General features: G+C 52.3%; 21 protein-coding genes. 11 read left to right on the top strand and 10 right to left on the bottom strand.

Features of this window, described 5'->3' with window-relative positions; genetic code table 11:
• Positions 1-251 precede the first annotated feature (251 nt).
• Positions 252-482, top strand: a complete 231-nt coding sequence (locus tag EOS97_RS21320; protein ID WP_001537894.1) for a YncJ family protein — start codon at positions 252-254, stop codon at positions 480-482.
• Here EOS97_RS21320 and EOS97_RS21315 read toward each other — a convergent pair whose 3' ends face one another.
• Both EOS97_RS21315 and EOS97_RS21310 read right to left on the bottom strand, forming a co-directional pair.
• Entirely contained in the window at positions 483-2,447 is a 1,965-nt protein-coding gene (locus EOS97_RS21315) for a U32 family peptidase (RefSeq protein ID WP_001249753.1), read from the bottom strand.
• Positions 2,448-2,525: 78 nt separating this feature from the next.
• Entirely contained in the window at positions 2,526-3,062 is a 537-nt protein-coding gene (locus tag EOS97_RS21310) for a helix-turn-helix domain-containing protein (protein WP_023165920.1), read from the bottom strand.
• A gap of 91 nt (positions 3,063-3,153) precedes the next feature.
• On the opposite strand from EOS97_RS21310, the gene EOS97_RS21305 reads away from it, so the two are divergent.
• Positions 3,154-4,332 (top strand): benzoate/H(+) symporter BenE family transporter, encoded by a 1,179-nt coding sequence (locus EOS97_RS21305; protein ID WP_001238501.1) that lies wholly within the window; start codon positions 3,154-3,156, stop codon positions 4,330-4,332.
• A gap of 53 nt (positions 4,333-4,385) precedes the next feature.
• Here EOS97_RS21305 and EOS97_RS21300 read toward each other — a convergent pair whose 3' ends face one another.
• The 3 genes from EOS97_RS21300 to tehA all read right to left on the bottom strand — a co-directional run bounded on the left by EOS97_RS21300 (position 4,386) and on the right by tehA (position 6,806).
• Complete coding sequence (locus EOS97_RS21300) at positions 4,386-5,054, bottom strand: DUF3313 domain-containing protein (protein ID WP_001259023.1); 669 nt, start codon at positions 5,052-5,054, stop codon at positions 4,386-4,388.
• Between the two features lie 155 nt (positions 5,055-5,209).
• Complete coding sequence (tehB, locus tag EOS97_RS21295; protein WP_000218277.1) at positions 5,210-5,806, bottom strand: tellurite resistance methyltransferase TehB; 597 nt, start codon at positions 5,804-5,806, stop codon at positions 5,210-5,212.
• On the bottom strand, positions 5,793-6,806 hold the full coding sequence (tehA, locus tag EOS97_RS21290; protein ID WP_001243996.1) for a dicarboxylate transporter/tellurite-resistance protein TehA: 1,014 nt from the start codon (positions 6,804-6,806) through the stop codon (positions 5,793-5,795). The genes tehB and tehA overlap by 14 nt, the downstream gene beginning before the upstream one ends.
• A gap of 106 nt (positions 6,807-6,912) precedes the next feature.
• Between tehA and ydcK the strand changes: the two genes are divergently transcribed.
• Complete coding sequence (ydcK, locus tag EOS97_RS21285) at positions 6,913-7,893, top strand: YdcK family protein (RefSeq protein ID WP_000599081.1); 981 nt, start codon at positions 6,913-6,915, stop codon at positions 7,891-7,893.
• Here ydcK and rimL read toward each other — a convergent pair.
• Complete coding sequence (gene rimL / locus EOS97_RS21280) at positions 7,890-8,429, bottom strand: 50S ribosomal protein L7/L12-serine acetyltransferase (protein WP_000229311.1); 540 nt, start codon at positions 8,427-8,429, stop codon at positions 7,890-7,892. The two genes, ydcK and rimL, sit on opposite strands and share 4 nt — an antisense overlap.
• Positions 8,430-8,645: 216 nt before the next feature.
• On the opposite strand from rimL, the gene EOS97_RS21275 reads away from it, so the two are divergent.
• The 8 genes from EOS97_RS21275 (at position 8,646) to aac(6') (ending at position 14,643) form a co-directional block, all read left to right on the top strand.
• Positions 8,646-9,764: a M42 family metallopeptidase gene (locus EOS97_RS21275; RefSeq protein ID WP_000144623.1), complete on the top strand. Its 1,119-nt coding sequence runs from the start codon at positions 8,646-8,648 to the stop codon at positions 9,762-9,764.
• Positions 9,761-10,042, top strand: coding sequence for a PTS sugar transporter subunit IIB SgcB (gene sgcB, locus EOS97_RS21270; RefSeq protein WP_000976132.1), 282 nt, complete (start codon positions 9,761-9,763; stop codon positions 10,040-10,042). Before EOS97_RS21275 ends, sgcB begins: the two co-directional genes overlap by 4 nt.
• 10 nt (positions 10,043-10,052) lie before the next feature.
• Positions 10,053-11,366 (top strand): PTS sugar transporter subunit IIC SgcC, encoded by a 1,314-nt coding sequence (sgcC, locus tag EOS97_RS21265; protein WP_000460835.1) that lies wholly within the window; start codon positions 10,053-10,055, stop codon positions 11,364-11,366.
• Between the two features lie 13 nt (positions 11,367-11,379).
• Positions 11,380-12,186 carry a BtpA family protein SgcQ gene (sgcQ, locus tag EOS97_RS21260; RefSeq protein ID WP_000118615.1) on the top strand — a complete coding sequence of 269 codons (807 nt, stop codon included), beginning with the start codon at positions 11,380-11,382 and terminating at the stop codon, positions 12,184-12,186.
• A gap of 131 nt (positions 12,187-12,317) precedes the next feature.
• Positions 12,318-12,755, top strand: coding sequence for an SgcA family PTS sugar transporter subunit IIA (sgcA, locus tag EOS97_RS21255; RefSeq protein WP_000606454.1), 438 nt, complete (start codon positions 12,318-12,320; stop codon positions 12,753-12,755).
• A gap of 11 nt (positions 12,756-12,766) precedes the next feature.
• Positions 12,767-13,399: a ribulose-phosphate 3 epimerase family protein gene (locus EOS97_RS21250; protein WP_000600607.1), complete on the top strand. Its 633-nt coding sequence runs from the start codon at positions 12,767-12,769 to the stop codon at positions 13,397-13,399.
• A 15-nt stretch (positions 13,400-13,414) separates the two neighbouring features.
• Positions 13,415-14,206, top strand: coding sequence for a DeoR/GlpR family DNA-binding transcription regulator (locus tag EOS97_RS21245; RefSeq protein WP_023197658.1), 792 nt, complete (start codon positions 13,415-13,417; stop codon positions 14,204-14,206).
• Positions 14,206-14,643 (top strand): cryptic aminoglycoside N-acetyltransferase AAC(6')-Iy/Iaa, encoded by a 438-nt coding sequence (gene aac(6') / locus EOS97_RS21240; RefSeq protein ID WP_000354848.1) that lies wholly within the window; start codon positions 14,206-14,208, stop codon positions 14,641-14,643. Before EOS97_RS21245 ends, aac(6') begins: the two co-directional genes overlap by 1 nt.
• Positions 14,644-14,689: 46 nt before the next feature.
• Here aac(6') and EOS97_RS21235 read toward each other — a convergent pair whose 3' ends face one another.
• The 4 genes from EOS97_RS21235 to EOS97_RS21220 form a co-directional block, all read right to left on the bottom strand.
• Positions 14,690-15,892, bottom strand: coding sequence for a lactate oxidase (locus EOS97_RS21235; protein ID WP_000848089.1), 1,203 nt, complete (start codon positions 15,890-15,892; stop codon positions 14,690-14,692).
• Between the two features lie 11 nt (positions 15,893-15,903).
• Positions 15,904-16,479, bottom strand: a complete 576-nt coding sequence (locus tag EOS97_RS21230; protein WP_001024320.1) for a YceI family protein — start codon at positions 16,477-16,479, stop codon at positions 15,904-15,906.
• 195 nt (positions 16,480-16,674) lie between these two features.
• Positions 16,675-18,330 (bottom strand): glucan biosynthesis protein D, encoded by a 1,656-nt coding sequence (locus tag EOS97_RS21225; protein ID WP_001081947.1) that lies wholly within the window; start codon positions 18,328-18,330, stop codon positions 16,675-16,677.
• Positions 18,331-18,549: 219 nt separating this feature from the next.
• Positions 18,550-20,058, bottom strand: a complete 1,509-nt coding sequence (locus EOS97_RS21220; RefSeq protein ID WP_000934003.1) for a carboxylesterase/lipase family protein — start codon at positions 20,056-20,058, stop codon at positions 18,550-18,552.
• Between the last annotated feature and the right edge of the window lie 48 nt (positions 20,059-20,106).

Genomic DNA, 20,106 nt, shown 5'->3' with positions numbered 1-20,106 from the left:
TTTACAATCCCCTGGCAATACCAAAACCATCGAATAGAATAACTTTAAAATATACTTCCAGGAAATAATGAATTTCGCATGGAGCGAATTGGCTCGTTATTTTTATAATTGAGATACTGAGTATAAGTATATTTTCTCATACAACTTATCGCACTTATTGACAAACCGTTTTCGCTAATTTGAAGTGTTGAATAATAACTCAAAGAAATTATTGGCATCATAGCCTTACGACGTAACTGGAAGGTGGCATGATGTTTACAAAAACGTTATCAGTAGTTTTACTGACCTGTGCGCTGTTTTCAGGCCAGTTACTGGCGAAACAGCAAGACCACGCATTCGTATGGTTTGCGACGGGAGGGCACCAGCTTAGACACGAAGCCGACAGTGATGAATTACGGGCGGCAGCGGAAGAATCCGCGGAAGGCTTGCGCGAGCACCACAACTGGCAGAAATCGCGCAAACCAGAGAGCTATTTTCGTTAATTAAACGCCCCTGCGCTTCGGCAGCGTTTTCATCAGCGCTTCAGGGCTCACTGAAGCGACAACGCTGCCGGGCTGGGGCATTTTTAAAATGTGGTTTTTAATTTTGCCAATGACATGCATTTCGCAAGGGCGGCAGTCAAATTTTAGCGTCAGTACCTCATCGCCATGCACCAACTGCATCGGCGTGGCTTTCCAGCTCTTAATATTTCCTTTCGCCTGCTTTGGACAAAGGTTGAACGCAAAACGCAGGCAGTGTTTGGTGATCATGACCGGTACCTCGCCCTTCTCCTGATGCGCCTCATAGGCCGCATCAATCAATTGTACGCCGTAACGGTGATAAAATTCCCGCGCTTTGTGGTTGTAGACATTAGCGAGAAAGCTGAGATGCGTTTGCGGATAGACCGGCGCAGGCTGCGCCACGGGTTTCCGACGACCTCGTTGATAATGAGCCAGCCGCGCCGCGTCAAGCATATCAATCGCCTCCCGACGGAACTGATTGAGCAGGCTATTTGGCACGAACAACGCCGCCGGTAATGTCACCTGCATATCACGCGCGTAGTAAGGCGTCTGTCCCAGCTTCGCCAGTCCGGCTTTTAGGTTATTCAACGCTTTTTCAGAGTTATTGGCTTCCTCAAATACCCCGTCAAGCGTATGCGTGATGCAGACACCGTCTTCACTGGTCAGCGTCAGAATAAGCTGTTCCTGCCAGCCGCCCAGCATGATATCAACCGCCACACGGCGCTCACTGGAGGTTTTTGTCAGCGCTTGCTGCCAGTTATGATCCAGATTACGATTCAACGGATGATGCGGACGGACTTTATGCAGGTCGGCAGGCATATCATTTGGCCAAACGCGGTAGCGGTTATGACCGGTTTTCTCCACCGTATTGGCGCGAAAACCCACCACTTCACGCTTAATCAACACGTTCAGACCATCGCCATTCGCCAACGGCTCCGTAGCTTCTACGTCGAGATAATCCTTCGCCACATTCAGCACCTCGCCTACCGGCAAGCCAATAAATTTTGGTGAATCAAATGCGCCAATATCACCTTTACGCGCGTTAACAAAATAGTCGGTGCTGCCGCGATGGAAGGTTTTCTCCGTGGAGGGAACAAAAAAATGCTCGGTCCGACCAACCGACGCACGCGCCAGATCGCCACGTTGCTCGATAATCGCGTCCAGCATCTGACGATAATGCGCGGTGATGTTTTTGACATAGCTCATGTCTTTGTAGCGCCCTTCAATCTTGAAGGAACGTACGCCTGCATCGATCAACGCGCCGAGGTTAGCCGTTTGGTCGTTATCTTTCATCGATAGCAAATGTTTTTCGTAAGAGACCACCCGCCCCTGATCGTCTTTTAACGTATACGGTAAGCGACAGGCTTGCGAACAGTCGCCCCGATTGGCGCTGCGCCCGGTTTGCGCATGAGAGATATAACACTGCCCAGAATAAGCGACACACAGCGCGCCATGAATGAAGAACTCAATCGTGGCGTCAGTAGCCTGATGAATAGCCGCTATCTGACTCAAATTAAGCTCGCGCGCCAGTACAATCTGTGAAAAACCGACATCGGCAAGAAACTTCGCTTTTTCCACGCTGCGAATATCACACTGTGTACTGGCGTGAAGCTCAATCGGCGGGATATCCAGTTCCAGAATGCCCATATCCTGCACAATCAGCGCATCCACCCCGGTGTTGTACAAATCGGTGATTAACCGCTGCGCGGGCTCCAGCTCATCATCATGCAGAATAGTATTCAGCGTGACAAAAATCCTGGCGCCGTAACGGTGAGCAAACGGGACCAGATCGGCGATATCGCGCAGACTGTTACTGGCGTTATGACGTGCGCCAAAACCGGGTCCGCCGATGTAGACTGCATCTGCGCCATGCAAAATCGCTTCGCGAGCAATTGCGGCGTCACGGGCCGGACTTAACAATTCGAGATAGTGAGGTTGCTGGCGCATACAGTCTTTCTTATCCAATAGCAGCGAAATGGCGGCTATTGTAGTCAGAAGCGCAAACTAACGAAATAGTTTTCCCGCTTAATCACGCGGGTAATGGATCAGCGAGTGAAAATGAACCGTCTGGTCACTACTGTTGCGATAGGTATGCGCCGTATCGCCGGCAAAACGCAAACCTTTACCGGCGTCTATGGTTTGCCATACCCCACCAGTACACATGTCCAGCCGACCCTGAATCACCACCACATGTTCGATAACGCCGGCTTTATGCGGCGCTGATTCGCTGCACGCGCCAGGCGCCAGCAATAGGGAAAAATAGTCAAAACAGAGTTCTGGATCCCATGGAAACAACGGTGTGATTACCATCGCTTGCTGCTGGGGATCGAAGGTCGGAGGAAATTCGGCCTGCGGCGGCGAAATAAACACTGAGAATGGAACGTTCAGGCCCGTCGCAATTTTCCACAGCGTTGCGACTGTCGGACTGGATTCATTACGCTCTATCTGCCCCAACATGGCTTTTGAGACGCCGGAGATCTCCGCCAGACGCGATAAACTCCAGCCTCGCTGATGGCGTAACGTTCTTAACGTGGTCGCCAGATAGTGTGTCAGGTTATCCATTTTCCCCCCCTGTAAGACCATAGCGTATCACTTGTACGCTATAACGCACAATGCTACATTGACTGACCGTTATAACGCACAAGAGGCGATCATGCGTCTGTTATCACTGCCGTTACCTACTGTATTATCTGGTCTGGTCGCCGTTCTGGTCGGCTATGCAAGTTCCGCCGCCATTATCTGGCAGGCGGCGCTTGCCGCTGGCGCAACACCCGCAGAGATCGCCGGCTGGATGACCGCCCTCGGTATAGCCATGGGCATAAGCACACTAACGTTAACCTTGTGGTATCGTGCGCCGGTTTTAACCGCCTGGTCAACGCCTGGCGCCGCTCTGTTGGTAACAGGGCTTCAGGGATTATCGTTGCCAGACGCCGTGGGCATATTCATTGTCGCCAATGCCCTGATTGTGCTGTGCGGCGTCACGGGATTGTTTGCGCGTTTGATGCGGATAATCCCCCATTCTCTTGCCGCCGCAATGCTGGCGGGAATACTGCTACGCTTCGGCCTGCAGGCGTTCGGGACGCTCAACGGAGAGTTTGTCATGTGCGGCGGTATGCTATTGGCGTGGCTACTCTTTAAAGTATTCGCGCCCCGCTATGCCGTTATTGCTGCCATGGTAATGGGAATAACGGTGGCGCTCATCCAGGGTAAGGTGGCGATGAGCGGTATTCATTTCGCGCCGGTGTGGCCCACCTTCGTTCCCCCCCACTTTTCATTCGCTCAAAGCCTGAGCGTCGCGGTACCGCTCTTCCTGGTGACGATGGCATCGCAAAACGCCCCCGGCGTCGCCACAATGAAGGCATCTGGCTATCAGCTTCCTGTCTCTCCGTTAATGATTTTTACCGGGTTGCTGGCGCTGCTGCTTTCGCCATTTGGCGTTTATTCTATCTGCATTGCCGCCATTACAGCCGCCATTTGTCAAAGCCCGGACGCGCACCCCGATCCAACGCGTCGCTGGTTAGCGGCCGCCGCCGCAGGCGTTTTTTATTTACTTGCCGGGTGGTTTGGCGGTTCGATAACCGCGCTGATGGTCGCCCTGCCGGTTAGCTGGGTGCAAATGCTGGCTGGTCTGGCATTGTTAAGTACGATTAGCGGTAGCCTGTATCAGGCGCTTACTCACGAAAGTGAGCGTGACGCGGCAGTTATCGCATTTCTCGTCACCGCCAGCGGGCTAACGCTGATGGGCATCGGATCGGCATTCTGGGGGTTGATCGCTGGCGGGATAGGCTACGCTGTATTAACGAGAACGCGCCGCCCATCGTTGTCTGGCTGATGGTGACCGCTAATCTGCCGGGGTTTGCGCCATCTTGCGATGGCGCCGCAGAATTATTTTTTGTTAACGTCAAACATAGAGGTATCCGTCGCCATATCATCCACGACCTGTTTCAACGTCTCAAACGCCATTGGCGTACTGGAATTGCTCAGGTCTTTACCTTCACCCTGGCGTACTACCTTGACGACCGGCTTGTTGGTCGCGGCATCTATCAGCTCACCTTCAAAATAGAGGTGGGTATCCATGGTCCGGTGGCCCGTCGCCATTTGCGTGCCCGCCACAATCAGCGCTACAGGGATTACCTCATAGAATTGCAGCCCTTCTTTGCTGGTATCCACGCCCGTAATCGCCCCGCGGAAAATCAAACTGCGCGGCCCTGGCGTCGAGACCAGCGGTTTGCGCTGTTCAATTGCTGATTTTACTTTAGTGTTCGTATAAGCCAGCAGTTTATCAAGAACTTGCTGCCCGACCTGGGTCGTTGGTTTGGGGACGGGATAGTATGTTATCGGATTGTAAACAATACTGTCATAGTTAGAGTCATTGAAATGTGGATCTACCCAGCGCAACACCGGTTTCCCCGTGGCGGAGGTAGTTTCCTGCAGGTCCGAATAATTTTTTAAGAATCCAGAATACTTATCCGGCTGTGTGACTTTGGACGCACAGCCGGATAACGCCAGCAAGCCAGTAAGCACTGCAACTTTAAATAAAGTATGAGTACGCATGAAACGATCCCTTTAGTCTTCGCAATGATGCAAAGGAAATAATAGCAAAACGAAATCATTCTGGATGCACTAAAAATGGTAACGACAGCACAATTTGAACGCGGCGCCCGACAAAAAAATGCCGAACGCTGCGAGACTTACAGAACTTGCATCGCTCAGGCCGTTTTTCTCGCCAGCATCGTAGCAAAGCGCAGTTTGATACGGTTGCCGTTTTCGTCCGTGCGGTGAAGCTCGCCGACATCTTCGTTGTATTTCAGCATGTCCCATCCTTCGTAATAGCGGCGTAATTCGCCTTCTTTAAAAGCGAACGGGAATCCCACCGTACAGGGAAAGTCCGGCGTATCCATTGCCGCAACAATCAAATTATACCCGCCGGTTTTTGTGCAGCGTTGCATATTGGCAATTAAACCGGGAATGGTTTGCGCCTCAAGAAACATCATAACCACCGTCGAGAGAATAAAATCGTACTCGCCGTCAAAGGTCAGTGTATTCAGATCGACAATGTCGGTTTGCAGATTATCCAGCCCCTCTGCCGCTTTAATACGCTCAAGGTTAGCCATACTGGCCGGATTTTTATCCCACGCGGTAACGTCATAACCGTTCGCGGCCAGATACAGACTATTGCGACCATTGCCACATCCCAAATCCAGCGTTCGGCCTGGCGCGACAACCTTTGCCGCCGCCAGCACATCCGAATGCGTGCGGGTTAATCCGTATTTCTCAGTAAAGTAATTTTCGTCACGAACGGTCATTTTTTTCCTCCGTTTTCAACAGTGCAGCGCGCTCAGTGCGAATAAGCAACGTCCCCTGCACCAGCAATAGAAATGTACGAACCAGCAATAAGGCGATAATAGCGTTAGTGAAAATAAACAGCGGGACGGCCAGAATATGGAAAAGCCCTGATTCACTACCGTGACCAAGATGTAACCCAGTGGTCGCCAGCGCGGAAACGCCGAACGAAAAACTCCAGAAGGAAGCATTAAACGGTTGTGATAAATACCAGGGCATTAATCGCAGCATAAATAAAAGTTGTAACAGACCGTAGCCGAATAGCATTTTCGCCAGCGTGTCGCCCTCCCCGCCATTGACGCTCAGCCAGGCGCTACAGGCGACCAGAGCAGGCGCCAGTTGGATACCCAGCGACGTACGCAGCACCGCCGGTAATTCGCCGCAGCTACGCAGTCGCTGCAAAATAACCGGCTCCAGACTTAACCACGAAAAGACGCCTGCGCCTAAAAACACCAGTCCGGCATCATTGTAACCGAGCGCTCCACAGGCCATAGCGCTGATAAAATTATTCGCTACCGTGGGCAGATAAAGTCCTGGGGTTGTCGCTTCTTCCGGATGCGCTCCGCGCCAAAGTCCCGCCGTCTGCCAGGCGGCATACGCCAGTTGTATGACGACCCCCACGCTGAATAGCGCAACGGCCAACGGGCGATACCAGGGAACGAAACCGATCGCGACCAGCATCGTGGTGGCGGGAAACAGGCTGACAAAACTGCTCATTACCGGATGTCGCACTTCAGCCATCACGCTATGGGGAAAGCGCACCAGACGGCTAAGGAACGCCAGGGTCAAGAGTGCCCAAATAATCATCGCCAGGATCACCATGATGTCTCCGGGCCAGTGGCTTATTGCCCATATCTGGCTGGCATAACGCCAGGCGAATCCCATACCGATAGTGCCAAGGACGATGCCAAAATAGCCCGCAGGCAGATTGAGCACGCGATCGCTCTGCTTGTGATTACGCATTTTGTTTAATTTATAAAGTATATTTGAAATGCATTTTATGGAATTTCTGGTTGTTTCGCCAGTACCTTTGCTACGGTTATCTTAATCGTTCACACGGAATTTCCCTATGATCAAATATCGACTGAGTGAGGAACCTCGTGCTTTTACTTATCAGGTAGACGGTGAGAAGAAAAGCGTCTTATTACGACAAGTTATTGCCGTAACGGATTTTAACGATATTAAAGCCGGAACCTCCGGCGGCTGGGTTGATGCCGATAATGTGCTGTCACAACAGGGGGATTGCTGGATTTATGATGAAAACGCGATGGCCTTTGCGGGCACGGAAATTACGGGTAACGCGCGTATCACGCAGCCGTGCACGCTCTACAATAACGTGCGAATAGGCGATAACGTCTGGATTGATCGCGCTGATATCAGCGATGGCGCGCGGATAAGTGACAACGTCACCATTCAGTCCTCTTCCGTGCGCGGAGAGTGTGCGATTTATGGCGATGCCCGCGTGTTAAACCAGTCAGAAATTCTCGCCGTTCAGGGACTAACGCATGAACATGCGCAGATTTTACAAATTTACGATCGCGCCACCGTGAACCATTCGCGGATTGTCCATCAGGTACAGCTTTATGGCGACGCCACTATCACTCACGCTTTTATTGAGCACCGGGCGGAGGTCTTTGATTTCGCGCTCATCGAAGGCAACAAAGACAATAATGTCTGGATCTGTGACTGCGCCAAAGTCTATGGCCATGCGCGGGTTATCGCCGGCACAGAGGAAGATGCTATCCCTACCCTTCGCTACAGCTCGCAGGTAGCGGAACATGCGTTAATCGAAGGCAACTGTGTGTTAAAACATCATGTGCTGGTAGGCGGACATGCTGAGGTACGCGGAGGCCCGATTTTACTGGACGACCGCGTGCTGATTGAAGGCCATGCCTGTATACAGGGCGAAATTCTGATTGAGCACCAGGTCGAGATTAGCGGACGGGCGGCGGTGATAGCCTTTGACGGCAATACTATTCACCTGCGCGGCCCAAAAGTGATCAATGGCGAGGATCGTATTACGCGTACCCCCTTAGTCGGTTCCCTTTAATCCGCATCAATAATGCGGGCATACATATTAACGTCGTGATAGTCGCCGTTAAGATACTCCGCCTGCTTCATACAGCCCTCCAGCGTAAAATGGTTGCGCCGTGCGACCGCATTACTGGCCTGATTATCAACGCGGCATTTAATGACGAAGCGCCGAATATCGCCGCGCCGGGCATAATGTGTCATCAGCGCCTGTAATGATTGCGACATTATCCCTTGTCCCTGGAGGGACTCATCCAGCCAGTAACCGATATAGGCGGCTTTGTTTATCGGTTCGATGGCATTAAATGAGAGTACGCCCGCCATCTCATTCTGGCAGAAAATCAGGTACATTTTGGCGTAACCACGCTGGTGCAACAGCATATTACCCTGCACATGCTTACGCGTTTCCTCCTGCGACGTGACATATTGCGGCCAGTCGAGCGACTGTTGTAGCCACGCTTTGTTTTTGAGTACCAGTTGGTGCAGCGCCGGAACATGACTTTCATCTGCCGCTCTCAGTTCCAGCGTCGTGCTAACAGGAATAATTTCCACCATCGCGTTGCCCTTCTTCGTTGTTGGTCGTGATCACATAAATAGCCTGGTTTACCGATAACCCGCAGGTGATATGAGCGTTTTTATTGTATCGCCATCACATTATTTTTTATTGGCCATATTTAGCGTATTTCCGCGTGACACATTTCACACTTATCCAACCATTCTCCGCCTATAAAACGCTCAACGACTGATTGTTTTATCACCACGGAGACGCCAATGACCTTTTCTGTGCAGGAAACGCTTTTTTCTTTACTGCGGCTAAACGGGATTTCAGGACATGAAAGCAGTATTGCAAACGTTATGCAGCACGCGTTTGAACAGCAGGCCAAAGACGTCTGGCGGGATCGCCTAGGCAATGTTGTCGCCCGTTATGGCAGCGATAAATCCGACGCGCTTCGCCTGATGATTTTTGCGCATATGGATGAAGTGGGTTTTATGGTACGCAAGATCGAACCCTCCGGTTTTTTACGTTTTGAACGCGTGGGCGGCCCGGCGCAAATTACTATGCCCGGTTCGATTGTGACGCTTGCCGGACGTTCAGGCGATATCATGGGCTGTATCGGTATTAAAGCATATCACTTCGCGAAGGGTGACGAGCGCACCCAGCCACCCGCTCTCGATAAACTCTGGATTGATATCGGCGCAAAAGATAAAGCGGATGCCGAACGAATGGGTATTCAGGTGGGGACGCCAGTAACCCTTTACAACCCGCCGCACTGTCTGGGCAACGACCTGGTATGCAGTAAGGCGCTGGATGACAGGCTGGGGTGTACGGCGCTACTGGGCGTCGCCGAGGCCCTCGCCTCCACACCGCTCGATATCGCGGTATTCCTGGTCGCGTCGGTACAGGAAGAGTTCAATATTCGCGGCATTATTCCCGTTTTACGACGCGTGCGCCCCGACCTGGCGATTGGTATTGATATCACCCCATCCTGCGACACGCCTGACCTGCAGGATTACTCAGATGTGCGGGTCAACCACGGCGTCGGCATCACCTGTCTGAACTATCACGGACGCGGTACGTTGGCGGGACTGATTACGCCGCCGCGTTTGCTGCGGATGCTGGAGACCACCGCGCACGAAAATAATATTCCCGTACAGCGAGAAGTCGCGCCAGGCGTCATCACCGAAACCGGCTACATTCAGGTTGAACTGGACGGTATTCCCTGCGCCAGTCTTTCTATTCCCTGCCGCTATACCCACTCGCCAGCCGAAGTCGCCAGCCTGCGCGACCTGGCTGATTGTATCCGTTTACTGACTGCGCTGGCCAATATGTCGCCAGAACAGTTTCCCATTGAGCCTGAAACAGGCGCTACACAAGAGGCACGACCATGATGAAGAAGATCCTTGTGGCATGTGGTACCGGCATGTCGACATCAACCATGATTGCACAAAAACTGCAGGACTTTCTTGCGGAGCAAGGCATTGCGGCAACCACGGCGCAATGTTGTCTGAATGAGATCCCGTTGAACTGTAACGGTATGGATCTCATCGTAACGTCCATGCGTACGCACAGTGACTATGGCATCCCGACGCTCAACGGCGCCGCCCTGCTGACAGGCATCAACGACGACGCATTAAAACAAGAAATCAAGGCGCTGTTAACACAATAAAGGGGGCATTATGTTTGATTACATCCTGTCTCTCGGCGGCACCGTTTTTGTGCCCATCATTATGATTATCATCGGCTTAATCTTTCGTATTCCCTGGCTGCAGGCGGTGAAAGCCGGGGTGACGGTCGGCATCGGTTTTGTCGGCATGGGGTTGGTGATCGTCATGGCGATCGACAGTCTCAGTCCGCCGATTAAAGTGATGATTGAGCGTTTTGGCCTGACGCTGCATGTGTTTGACGTCGGCGCCGGGCCCGCATCCGGCGTCGGCTATGCGACGGCCATCGGCGCGATGATCATTCCCGTTATCTTTCTGCTCAACGTCGGTATGCTGGTGACTCGTCTGACCAAAACCATGAACGTTGATATTTATAACTACTGGCACTACGCCATTACCGGAACGGTCGTCCAGTTGATGACCGGCAGTCTGATTTATGGCGTACTGGGCGCGATTTGCCACGCCGCCTTGTCGTTGAAAATGGCCGACTGGACGGCGAAACGAGTACAGAACATTGTGGGTCTGGAAGGGATTTCTATTCCGCAAGGGTATGGCTCCAGTTCCGTGCCGTTGTTCGTATTACTGGATGCGATATACGAAAAAATACCGTTTATGAAAGGACGCAATATTGATGCTCAGGAGATCCAAAAACGGTATGGGATGGTTGGCGACCCGGTGATCATTGGCGTTGTTCTCGGGCTGATCTTCGGACTTGCCGCAGGCGAAGGCTTTAAAGGGTGCGCAACCTTAATGATTACCGTGGCGGCGATTATGGTGCTGTTTCCGCGCATGATTCGCCTTATCGTTGAGGGATTAATGCCCATTTCCGACGGCGCGCGTAAGTTCTTCCAGAAACACTTTAAAGGGCGCGAAGTCTTTATCGGTCTGGATACCGCAGTGACGTTAGGCCACCCGACCACCATCGCAGTTGGACTGCTGTTAATTCCCATCATGTTAATTCTGGCGAGCATACTGCCGGGCAATAAAGTCCTGCCGCTGGCTGATTTACCGGTTGCGCCGTTTTTTATCTGCATGGCCACGGTTATTCATCGCGGCGATCTGATTCGTACTCTGCTCAGCGGCATCATTGTCATGATTACCGTTTTGCTGATCGCCACCCAGTTCGCGCCGTACTTTACCGATATGGCGCTCAAAGGCGGCTTTAGCTTCGCCGCTGAAAACGCGCAAATTACCGCGCTGTCGGTGGGAAATATGTTTGGCTGGTCAATATCTGAATTGATGTCGCTGGGCATGATTGGCGTGGTTATTGTGGTCGGCATTGTCGCCAGCATCATACTTGTCTTACGTAAACGTGAACTACCGGAATAAGGAGCAACCCAGAATGAGTTGGCTAAAAGAGGTAATAGGAACAGAAAAAGCCGTTATCGCCATGTGCCATTTACGGGCGTTGCCGGGCGATCCCGGGTTCGATACCAGGAAAGGCATGAACTGGGTAATTGACCGCGCCCATGACGATTTAATGGCGCTACAAAATGGCGGCGTGGATGCGGTGATGTTCTCCAACGAATTTAGTCTGCCTTATTTAACGAAAGTCAGACCGGAAACGACCGCCGCGATGGCAAGAATCATCGGTCAGTTAATGAGTGAAATCCGCGTACCGTTTGGGGTAAACGTGTTGTGGGACCCTGTGGCCTCGTTTGATTTGGCGATGGCGACCGACGCAAAATTTATCCGCGAAATTTTCACCGGCGCTTACGCCAGCGATTTTGGCGTCTGGGATACGAATGTCGGCGAAACCATTCGCCATCAGCATCGCATCGGCGCAGGCCACGTGAAAACGCTGTTTAACATCGTGCCGGAAGCGGCGGTGTATCTGGGAAACCGCGATGTCTGTTCAATTGCGAAATCGACCGTATTTAACAATAACCCCGATGCCCTGTGCGTCTCGGGGCTGACGGCGGGCGCTCGCACGGATAGCGCCATACTGAAGCGGGTAAAAGAGACCGTCCCCGACACGGTCGTGCTGGCGAATACCGGGGTGTGTCTGGAAAACGTCGAGGAGCAGCTCTGCATTGCCGACGGATGCGTAACGGCAACCACGTTTAAAAAAGACGGCGTCTTCGCCAACTTTGTCGACCAGGCGCGCGTGGCGAAGTTTATGGAGAAAGTACGCCATATCCGACAATAAAATGGGGATAAGCAAAACGCTTATCCCCTGCAGAGAGCGATAACTCTTCTGCCGATCTCCGTCGCCTTCGCCAAAAGACACGCCGGGGATCGGTTTCAGAGTAACCCGAACCGGCAAGGAGTCAACGATCGATGATTAATGATGTTAAGTGGGTTCAGGCGCAACGCCATGCCAGCGACTGGCGACACGCGCTGGATATCGCCGTTCGTCCGCTGATTACCTTCGGCGCGGCGGCCCCCTGCTACCTGGACGGTATTATTGAGAACACCCTTAAATGGGGGCCATATTATCTTATCGCGCCGGGGATTGCGCTGCCTCATGCCAGACCGGAGCAAGGCGCTAACCATAATCAAATCAGCGTCACTACGTTAGCAACGCCGGTCGCTTTCGGCAATGCGGATTGCGATCCCATCTGGCTGTTGCTTTGCGCCAGCGCCACGGATGCCGAAGCACATATTCGCACCATTCAACGCATCAGCCAGTGGCTCGACTCGCCGGAAAGCGTCGCGATGCTGCAAGATGCGCCAAATGACGCCGCGCTTTTCGCGCAATTAACCGCATTGCGCTGATGGAGGTTCCGATGATCCTGCACCCTTCACTGGCCTCCGCCGATCCGCTGCGCTATGCCGAGGCGTTGACCGCTTTACACGATGCGCCTCTCGGCTCGCTGCATCTGGATATCGAAGATACCAGTTTCATCAACAATATTACCTTCGGTATGAAAACCATTCAGGCAGTCGCACAACACACTCGCCATCCGCTCTCATTGCACCTGATGGTCTCATCACCGCAACGCTGGTTACCCTGGCTTGCAGCTATCCGCCCCGGCTGGATTTTCATTCATGCCGAAAGCGTGCAAAACCCCTCGGAGATTCTGGCGGATATTCGCGCTATCGGGGCGAAAGCAGGACTGGCGCTTAACCCGGCAACGCCGCTATTGCCTTATCGTTATCTGGCATTGCAACTGGATGCGCTGATGATCATGACCAGCGAACCCGACGGGCGCGGGCAGCAATTTATCGCCGCGATGTGTGAAAAAGTGAGTCAGAGCAGAGAGCATTTCCCTGCTGCGGAATGCTGGGCGGACGGCGGTATTACACTTCGCGCCGCACGGCTGCTTGCCGCCGCAGGCGCACAGCATCTGGTGATTGGCCGGGCGTTGTTCACGACGGCGAACTATGATGTGACGTTGTCACAATTCACCGCGCTATAAAGGAGTCATATGCTGATGAGCCAACAGCGCCCCGACCGTATCAAACAGATGTTGCATTACCTTTGGCAACACAGGCACCTCTCAACACAACAAGCTATTGAGCTTTTTGGCTATGCAGAGGCAACCGTGCGCCGGGATTTTCACTATATCGCCAGCCGTTATCCCGGTATGGTTCGCGGCCATGGTTGTATTGACTTCGACGACAGTACGGAAGATAAAGAATATGTTTTCGACGTTAAGCGAACGTTACAAAGTGAGGCGAAACGCGAAATCGCCGCCCTCGCCCGCACGTTCATCAAAGATGGAGACTGCTTTTTTCTCGACTCCGGCTCCACCTGTCTGGAACTGGCAAAATGTCTGGTTGACGCCAAAGTAAAAGTCATTTGCAATGACATCAAAATCGCTAATGAACTGGGTGGCTTCCCACACGTAGAGAGCTACATTATCGGCGGACTGATCCGCCCCGGCTACTTTTCGGTGGGCGAGAGTCTGGCGCTGGAGATGATTAACGCCTTTGCCGTTGAACGCGCCTTTATCTCCTGCGATGCGCTGTCGATTGAAACGGGCATCACCAACGCTACCATGTTTGAAGTGGGCGTTAAAACGCGCATTATTCAGCGCTCACGCGAGGTCATATTGATGGCCGATCACTCAAAGTTTGATACTGTAGAACCCCATGCGGTGGCGACGCTGTCCTGTATTACTACCATTCTTAGCGACAGTGCGCTCCCGTCTGCTATCGCGCGACGTTATCAGCAGGCGGGATGCCGTCTCATCATGTCAACCCCCTCATCAGGAGCGCGTTAATGGACATCAGGCAAATGAACAAAACCCATCTGGAGCACTGGCGCGGATTGCGAAAACAGCTCTGGCCTGATCACCCGGACGACGCCCATCTGGCGGACGGCGAAGAAATCCTGCAAGCCGATCATTTGGCATCATTTGTTGCGATGGCAGACGGGGTGGCGATTGGCTTTGCGGATGCCTCAATCCGCCACGATTATGTCAATGGCTGTGACAGTTCGCCCGTGGCTTTCCTTGAAGGTATTTTTGTTCTCCCCTCATTCCGTCAACGCGGCGTAGCGAAACAATTGATTGCAGCGGTGCAACGATGGGGAACGAATAAAGGGTGTCGGGAAATGGCCTCCGATACCTCGCCGGAAAATACAATTTCCCAGAAAGTTCACCAGGCGTTAGGATTTGAGGAAACAGAGCGCGTCATTTTCTACCGAAAGCGTTGTTGAGGGAAATCATACAGGAAAAGGTCGGGTATAGTACCCGACCTTTATATTACTGGGGCAGATCTTTTTCAGTTAACAAGCGTGTCGTTTTCACTTGTTCAATATTTCTGGCGCCACCCAACATCATGTTAATTGTCAGCTCTTTGTTTAGCTGTTCAATCACTGATGCCACACCCTGAGCGCCGCCAAGATTAAGACCGTATAATACAGGCCGGCCAACCGCCACAATATCCGCCCCGCTGGCTAACGCTTTGAATACGTGCGAACCACGGCGTACTCCACTGTCAAAAATAACAGGCACTCGCTTGTTGACGACTTTTGCAATCGCAGGAAGCATATCGAATGAGGACGGCCCGCTGTCTAATTGACGGCCACCATGGTTAGAAACCCATATTCCTGCGGCCCCGGCCTGGATAGCAATTTCAGCATCCTCCGGCGACTGAATGCCTTTTACGATAACCGGCAGACCGGAAATACGATGTACATAGGCAATATCCTCCGGCGTAAAGGCTTGTTTAGCCTGCGCGTAAATTTCACTTATCCCTGCCCCTTTGCCGGTTTTTGAACCATCGTCATTTTTTCTGGCGAACATTTCCAGGTTTGCAAAGCCCAACGGGAACTGGAAGTTATTTTTAATATCTTCTTCCCGATAACCACCGACAGGCGAATCTACGGTCAGAATAATCGCTTTAGCGCCATGCTTTACCGCTTGTGCAAGAATAAATTCGTTAAATTGATTATTCTTACTCATATAAAGCTGGAAGAAGAACGGATTTTTCCCGGAAACGTTAGCCACCTCTTCGATGGTCTTGTTGCCATAAGTGCTCAACGAGAAAATCGAACCGACCTGCGCCATGCCTTTCGCCGTCGCCAACTCTCCGGAGGCGTGGGCCAGGCCCTGCGCCGCCATCGGTGCCTGGATTATAGGCGTTTTAAGCGGAATACCCAGTAGCTGCGTTGATAAATCGATCTCTTTTAACTCAATGCCCTGTAATACGCGCGGCATAATATATTTTTTGTCAAAGCTTTCGGTGTTGCTGCGAAGGTTATTCTCATCTTCGGCTCCACCGCGAATATAACCAAATGCCCCTTTCTCCATTCTGGCCTGAACGCGTGCTTCCAGAGAGGCTACGTTCGTCATTTTTATTGCTTTTTCGTCCGTGCTGGCTTTGTACTCTTCAGCATAAGCCAGGCCTGATGTTGCCAACATTACCAGCGAGGCCACTACCCGAATGAGGTGATGAGTTTTCATCATCATTCCCTTTATTGCTTAACCGCTTCTGCCTGGATTTTTATATCGACAACTTTCGTCATCCCCATATCGACCAGATAATCTATCCCCCACTGGGTGCGATCTATTTGCGTGACAAAATCACCACCGCAAACCTGCGCCTTGAATATCGGGCTCATATAACAGCCAAACTTGGTGGTGGTTAAGGTGACGGACTTAGTTACTCCCTTCATTGTTAACAAACCGTCAATAGAAACTGGTTTATTATCTTCAAAATGCCATTTTGTCGATTTAAATACTATTTCTGGATATTTTTCCGCATCCAGAATATCGCTACTGCGAATATGGTTATCAAACGCATCCACCCCGGTATTTAAGGCGCTCACGGGAATCGTCACACGCATCTCTGCGACTTGCTTTTCCGGCTGATATTTCAGTTCGCCGCTAATAGCATAAAACCCGCCATGATTGGTTGAGGTCTGGAAATGATCGATATTAAATACCGCATTGGTATGCGTATTATCAAATTTATATACATCTGCATGAGCAGCACTTAATAAACCCAGAGACAGGACAGCACCAAGAAAACTCTTTTTCATTATATTCACTTTATATCTTAAATAAGGTGAAGCTATCTTAATGTCCTCTGTCCGCAGGATCGAGAGGGATAAACAGGAAGGACTGTTGCAAAAATAGAACGATGAAAAGGCCGTGTCACAAAAACAGCAGCTCACGAATGAGTTTATGCCAGGGCAATTTCCGCAACCTGTACCGCCTTTGTGGCGGTACAGAAGGCAAACTGACTAACGCATGATACGATCGTCGACATAACGGCGCTTATCCGGCGCGGGCGGGAAATACTGATACAGCCAGGTTTCGCTGATAGCCTCCCCCTGGCAGCGCAGGAACATACGCATATCCACCGGTGCCGTAGAATCCGAGGTCGGATACCAGTCAAACTGGATACGATAACCGTCGAAAGGCTCTACGTAGAGGATCTCAATCTGCTTCGCCTCGCCACTGGAGAGCGTAATTACCGGCTCAATGCCTTTTGGCGCGGCCGCTTTCAGATCGCCGCCGACAAAATCAATAGCAAAACGGCGCGCCCATTTATCCGGGTAATGCTCGCCCGGCGCCCAACCTTCGGGAAAGCCGCCCATCCCTGTACGGGTCGCCATGACCCGCGCAAGCGGCGATTGTACCGGCGGCTGCGCGCTCCAGTACAAACGATAATTGAACGCCAGCGTATCCCCGGCTTTGATCGCTTTTTCCGGCTGCCAGAAACAGACCACATTATCCAGAGTTTCACCAGTGGTTGGGATCTCCATCAGGCTAACTGCACCTTTCCCCCACTTACTGCGCGGCTCCACCCACAGGCTCGGACGTTTGTTGTACCAGCCCATCACATCCTGATAATGCGAGAAATCGCGATCGAGTTGCAGCAGGCCGAACCCTTTCGGGTTATCGTCCATATATGCATTGAACTGCAATTTCTGCGGATTATTCAGCGGGCGGCAAATCCACTCGCCGTTACCCCGCCACATCGCCAGCCGATCGGAATCGTGAATTTGCGGATGAATGGTGTCGCATACCCGGCGTTCATTATTCCCACAGCTAAACATACTGGTCATCGGCGCAATGCCAAGTTGCTTAATATCTTTACGGGCGTAGAGATGGTTTTCTACATCCATGATCACCTGCGATTTTTCGCAATGAATCACAAATTTATACGCGCCCGTCACGCTGGCGCTGTCCAGCAGAGCGTAAACGGTAAATGTAGTATCGCCCGGCTTCGCGGTGTCAAACCAGAATGCGGTGAAGTCAGGGAACTCTTCCTGACCGTCAGTATAGGTATCTATCGCCAGCCCGCGAGCCGACAGGCCATACTGATAAGTATCATCTACCGCCCGGAAATAACTGGCGCCCAGGAAGGAGACGACATCGCGCCGCGCCAGTTCCGGCGCTTTAAAGACACGGAAACCGGCGAAACCGAGATCGCTCTGCCCTTCCAGTTGCGTCGTATCGACGCCGGCATCGTTGTATTTAAACAGTTCCGGGCGAAAATGAATCTCGCGAGCAAGATGCGTCGTCGTATCAACGGAAAACATGCGTACGCGACGACGAAAGCCCATCCCTACGTGGAAAAACTGAATATCGAGCTGCCGGTTGGCAACACCGTTCCAGAGTGAATGCGCCGCGTCATACTGAATGCTGTTATAGGCCTGCGGCGTCAGATTGGCGAGCGTATCCGGCAAGGGGCCCGGCGCGCCGCCCCAGGGCTTTTTCGCTAACGCCTGGGCCATTGATTGCAGACCAGCAAAATCAAAACGGACAATTTTACCATCCGCAATATCGGATTCCGCGGCAAACGCCGCCTGAGAAAAGAGGGAAGCAATACCGCTGGAACCGCACACGGCGGCCATTGCCATTGAACCTTTAATAAATCGTCTACGATTCATACCTGAAAATGAGTCCTTCTGGTCTTGTGAATGGTCCCGCGCTGGTTTTTTCAGCAGCAAGAATGTGCCCGTTTCTGACCGCTCACTCTAGACAAAATTCATTAATAATCCAATTGTTGGTCGCCTGGAAACTGTGCAAAAGCGTAAATATTTTATGTCGATAAGAACCGACCTAATCGGATGTAAACCTCACGCAGCATTCTTCAGGTTATGAAAAGTTTATTCCAGACTAACGTGATGTTTCATGACTCGTTTAAACAGCGCCAGACGCGCACGCATAAAGCGGTTTTCCACTTTAAAACCGGCAAGTTTGTTCAGCCCAATCCGCAACAGACGATCTCGCCCCCGAATGCTGGCGGGCCAGCGAACCGGGCCGTGCAGCACGTCGCGCGTGCGGCTGGCATGACGAGCGAAATTCACCCAGTAATCCGCCACCTGCGAGGCAAAGGCCAGGTCATTCTCATTCACATAATGGCATGTGGGCTCAGCCCGCGTTAACGTATCGAATACATACGGTATTTCATTGCCATGACAGGCACCATTCGCGTAAGTGTTATGCTCCGCTTCGGCGACATAATCAAACCAGTAACGCCAGCACGGTTCGCCGATCCGCTGCTGCGCTTGCATGACGACATAACCCAACGTGGTAAATACCATATCCCGACAGACCTGCCGCCCTAGCGCTTCGTCGCCTTTCACTCGAGGATAAAGCAGTCGGATTAACCCCAGGCCAACACGCCGCTCACGGCGCATTTTTTGAATTTGACCGGCAATATCGACGCCAAAAACTGCCAATACGCTGGCTTCATCGCTATTCGAGCCAATCATCACCGGTATCGGATGCTGTTTCGCCGCAAAGAAGGTTTCCAGCATCGGATGCGGCAGCACGACGTCGCCGGAAATCGGCGTCGGCGCAATTTTAAAAGGCGCGTCCAACGGCCAAAACGTCTCTGCCGGTAAAGCGCGTAGCTGTTCGGCAGTGGCATGGGCTAAGCCAAGATGTTCTGCCAGCGCAACGCCTTTTTTTAGCGCCACCTCGCGGGGCGTATCCGGCAGCGTATAACCACTCTGAATAATCGCTTTATGAAAAAGCCCCTTCGCCAACGGCGAAGCCATCAACGACAGCACGCTGCGGGCGCCGGCGGATTCGCCAAATAACGTCACATTCTGCGTATCGCCGCCAAACGCGGCAATATTGTCCTGCACCCAACGCAGCGCAGCGATTTGATCGAGTAAAGCGAAATTATGAATACACTCCGCCTCTTCGCCTTCCAGCGCCGGATGCGCGAAAAAGCCCAGATGGCCAAGCCGATAATTGACCGTCACCACGATCGCGCCGCGCTTCGCCAGCGCTTGACCGTCATAGGGCGGCAAACTCCCCGCGCCAATGGTGTAACCGCCGCCGTGTAGCCAGACCATGACCGGCAACGGTTCATGACGCACGGCGGGAGCCCAGACGTTCAGATAGAGACAGTCTTCGGAAAAATTTCCCGGATCGCCGCCGCCGAGTTCGCGACACCAGGTAATATCCTGCCAACTGGCGCAGGAGAAACAATCCGCCTGGCGCACATCCTGCCAGGGCGTAACAGGCTGCGGCGCACGCCAGCGTAGCTCCCCTGTTGGCGGCGCGGCATAAGGTATACCGCGCCAGATATGGATTTCTTCCTGTACGACGCCCACGATTTTACCGTGACGCGTCGACACCAGCGGGATGGAGGGATTCAACATAACGCCTTCCTTTTACAGTATCCTCACAGCCTGTGAAGCTTACCGCTT

This window comes from Salmonella sp. SSDFZ54 (genome assembly GCF_004010735.1).
Taxonomy (GTDB): Bacteria; Pseudomonadota; Gammaproteobacteria; order Enterobacterales; family Enterobacteriaceae; genus Salmonella; species Salmonella enterica.
This window is presented reverse-complemented; position numbering and strand designations above follow the sequence as displayed.

What these genes read in the sequence shown, in the direction of transcription:
- EOS97_RS21320 (WP_001537894.1), top strand. Translation starts at nt 252, where the DNA reads ATGTTTACAAAAACGTTATCAGTAGTTTTACTGACCTGTGCGCTGTTT.
- EOS97_RS21315 (WP_001249753.1), bottom strand. Translation starts at nt 2,447, where the DNA reads ATGCGCCAGCAACCTCACTATCTCGAATTGTTAAGTCCGGCCCGTGAC.
- EOS97_RS21310 (WP_023165920.1), bottom strand. Translation starts at nt 3,062, where the DNA reads ATGGATAACCTGACACACTATCTGGCGACCACGTTAAGAACGTTACGC.
- EOS97_RS21305 (WP_001238501.1), top strand. Translation starts at nt 3,154, where the DNA reads ATGCGTCTGTTATCACTGCCGTTACCTACTGTATTATCTGGTCTGGTC.
- EOS97_RS21300 (WP_001259023.1), bottom strand. Translation starts at nt 5,054, where the DNA reads ATGCGTACTCATACTTTATTTAAAGTTGCAGTGCTTACTGGCTTGCTG.
- tehB (WP_000218277.1), bottom strand. Translation starts at nt 5,806, where the DNA reads ATGACCGTTCGTGACGAAAATTACTTTACTGAGAAATACGGATTAACC.
- tehA (WP_001243996.1), bottom strand. Translation starts at nt 6,806, where the DNA reads ATGCGTAATCACAAGCAGAGCGATCGCGTGCTCAATCTGCCTGCGGGC.
- ydcK (WP_000599081.1), top strand. Translation starts at nt 6,913, where the DNA reads ATGATCAAATATCGACTGAGTGAGGAACCTCGTGCTTTTACTTATCAG.
- rimL (WP_000229311.1), bottom strand. Translation starts at nt 8,429, where the DNA reads ATGGTGGAAATTATTCCTGTTAGCACGACGCTGGAACTGAGAGCGGCA.
- EOS97_RS21275 (WP_000144623.1), top strand. Translation starts at nt 8,646, where the DNA reads ATGACCTTTTCTGTGCAGGAAACGCTTTTTTCTTTACTGCGGCTAAAC.
- sgcB (WP_000976132.1), top strand. Translation starts at nt 9,761, where the DNA reads ATGATGAAGAAGATCCTTGTGGCATGTGGTACCGGCATGTCGACATCA.
- sgcC (WP_000460835.1), top strand. Translation starts at nt 10,053, where the DNA reads ATGTTTGATTACATCCTGTCTCTCGGCGGCACCGTTTTTGTGCCCATC.
- sgcQ (WP_000118615.1), top strand. Translation starts at nt 11,380, where the DNA reads ATGAGTTGGCTAAAAGAGGTAATAGGAACAGAAAAAGCCGTTATCGCC.
- sgcA (WP_000606454.1), top strand. Translation starts at nt 12,318, where the DNA reads ATGATTAATGATGTTAAGTGGGTTCAGGCGCAACGCCATGCCAGCGAC.
- EOS97_RS21250 (WP_000600607.1), top strand. Translation starts at nt 12,767, where the DNA reads ATGATCCTGCACCCTTCACTGGCCTCCGCCGATCCGCTGCGCTATGCC.
- EOS97_RS21245 (WP_023197658.1), top strand. Translation starts at nt 13,415, where the DNA reads ATGAGCCAACAGCGCCCCGACCGTATCAAACAGATGTTGCATTACCTT.
- EOS97_RS21235 (WP_000848089.1), bottom strand. Translation starts at nt 15,892, where the DNA reads ATGAAAACTCATCACCTCATTCGGGTAGTGGCCTCGCTGGTAATGTTG.
- EOS97_RS21225 (WP_001081947.1), bottom strand. Translation starts at nt 18,330, where the DNA reads ATGAATCGTAGACGATTTATTAAAGGTTCAATGGCAATGGCCGCCGTG.
- EOS97_RS21220 (WP_000934003.1), bottom strand. Translation starts at nt 20,058, where the DNA reads ATGTTGAATCCCTCCATCCCGCTGGTGTCGACGCGTCACGGTAAAATC.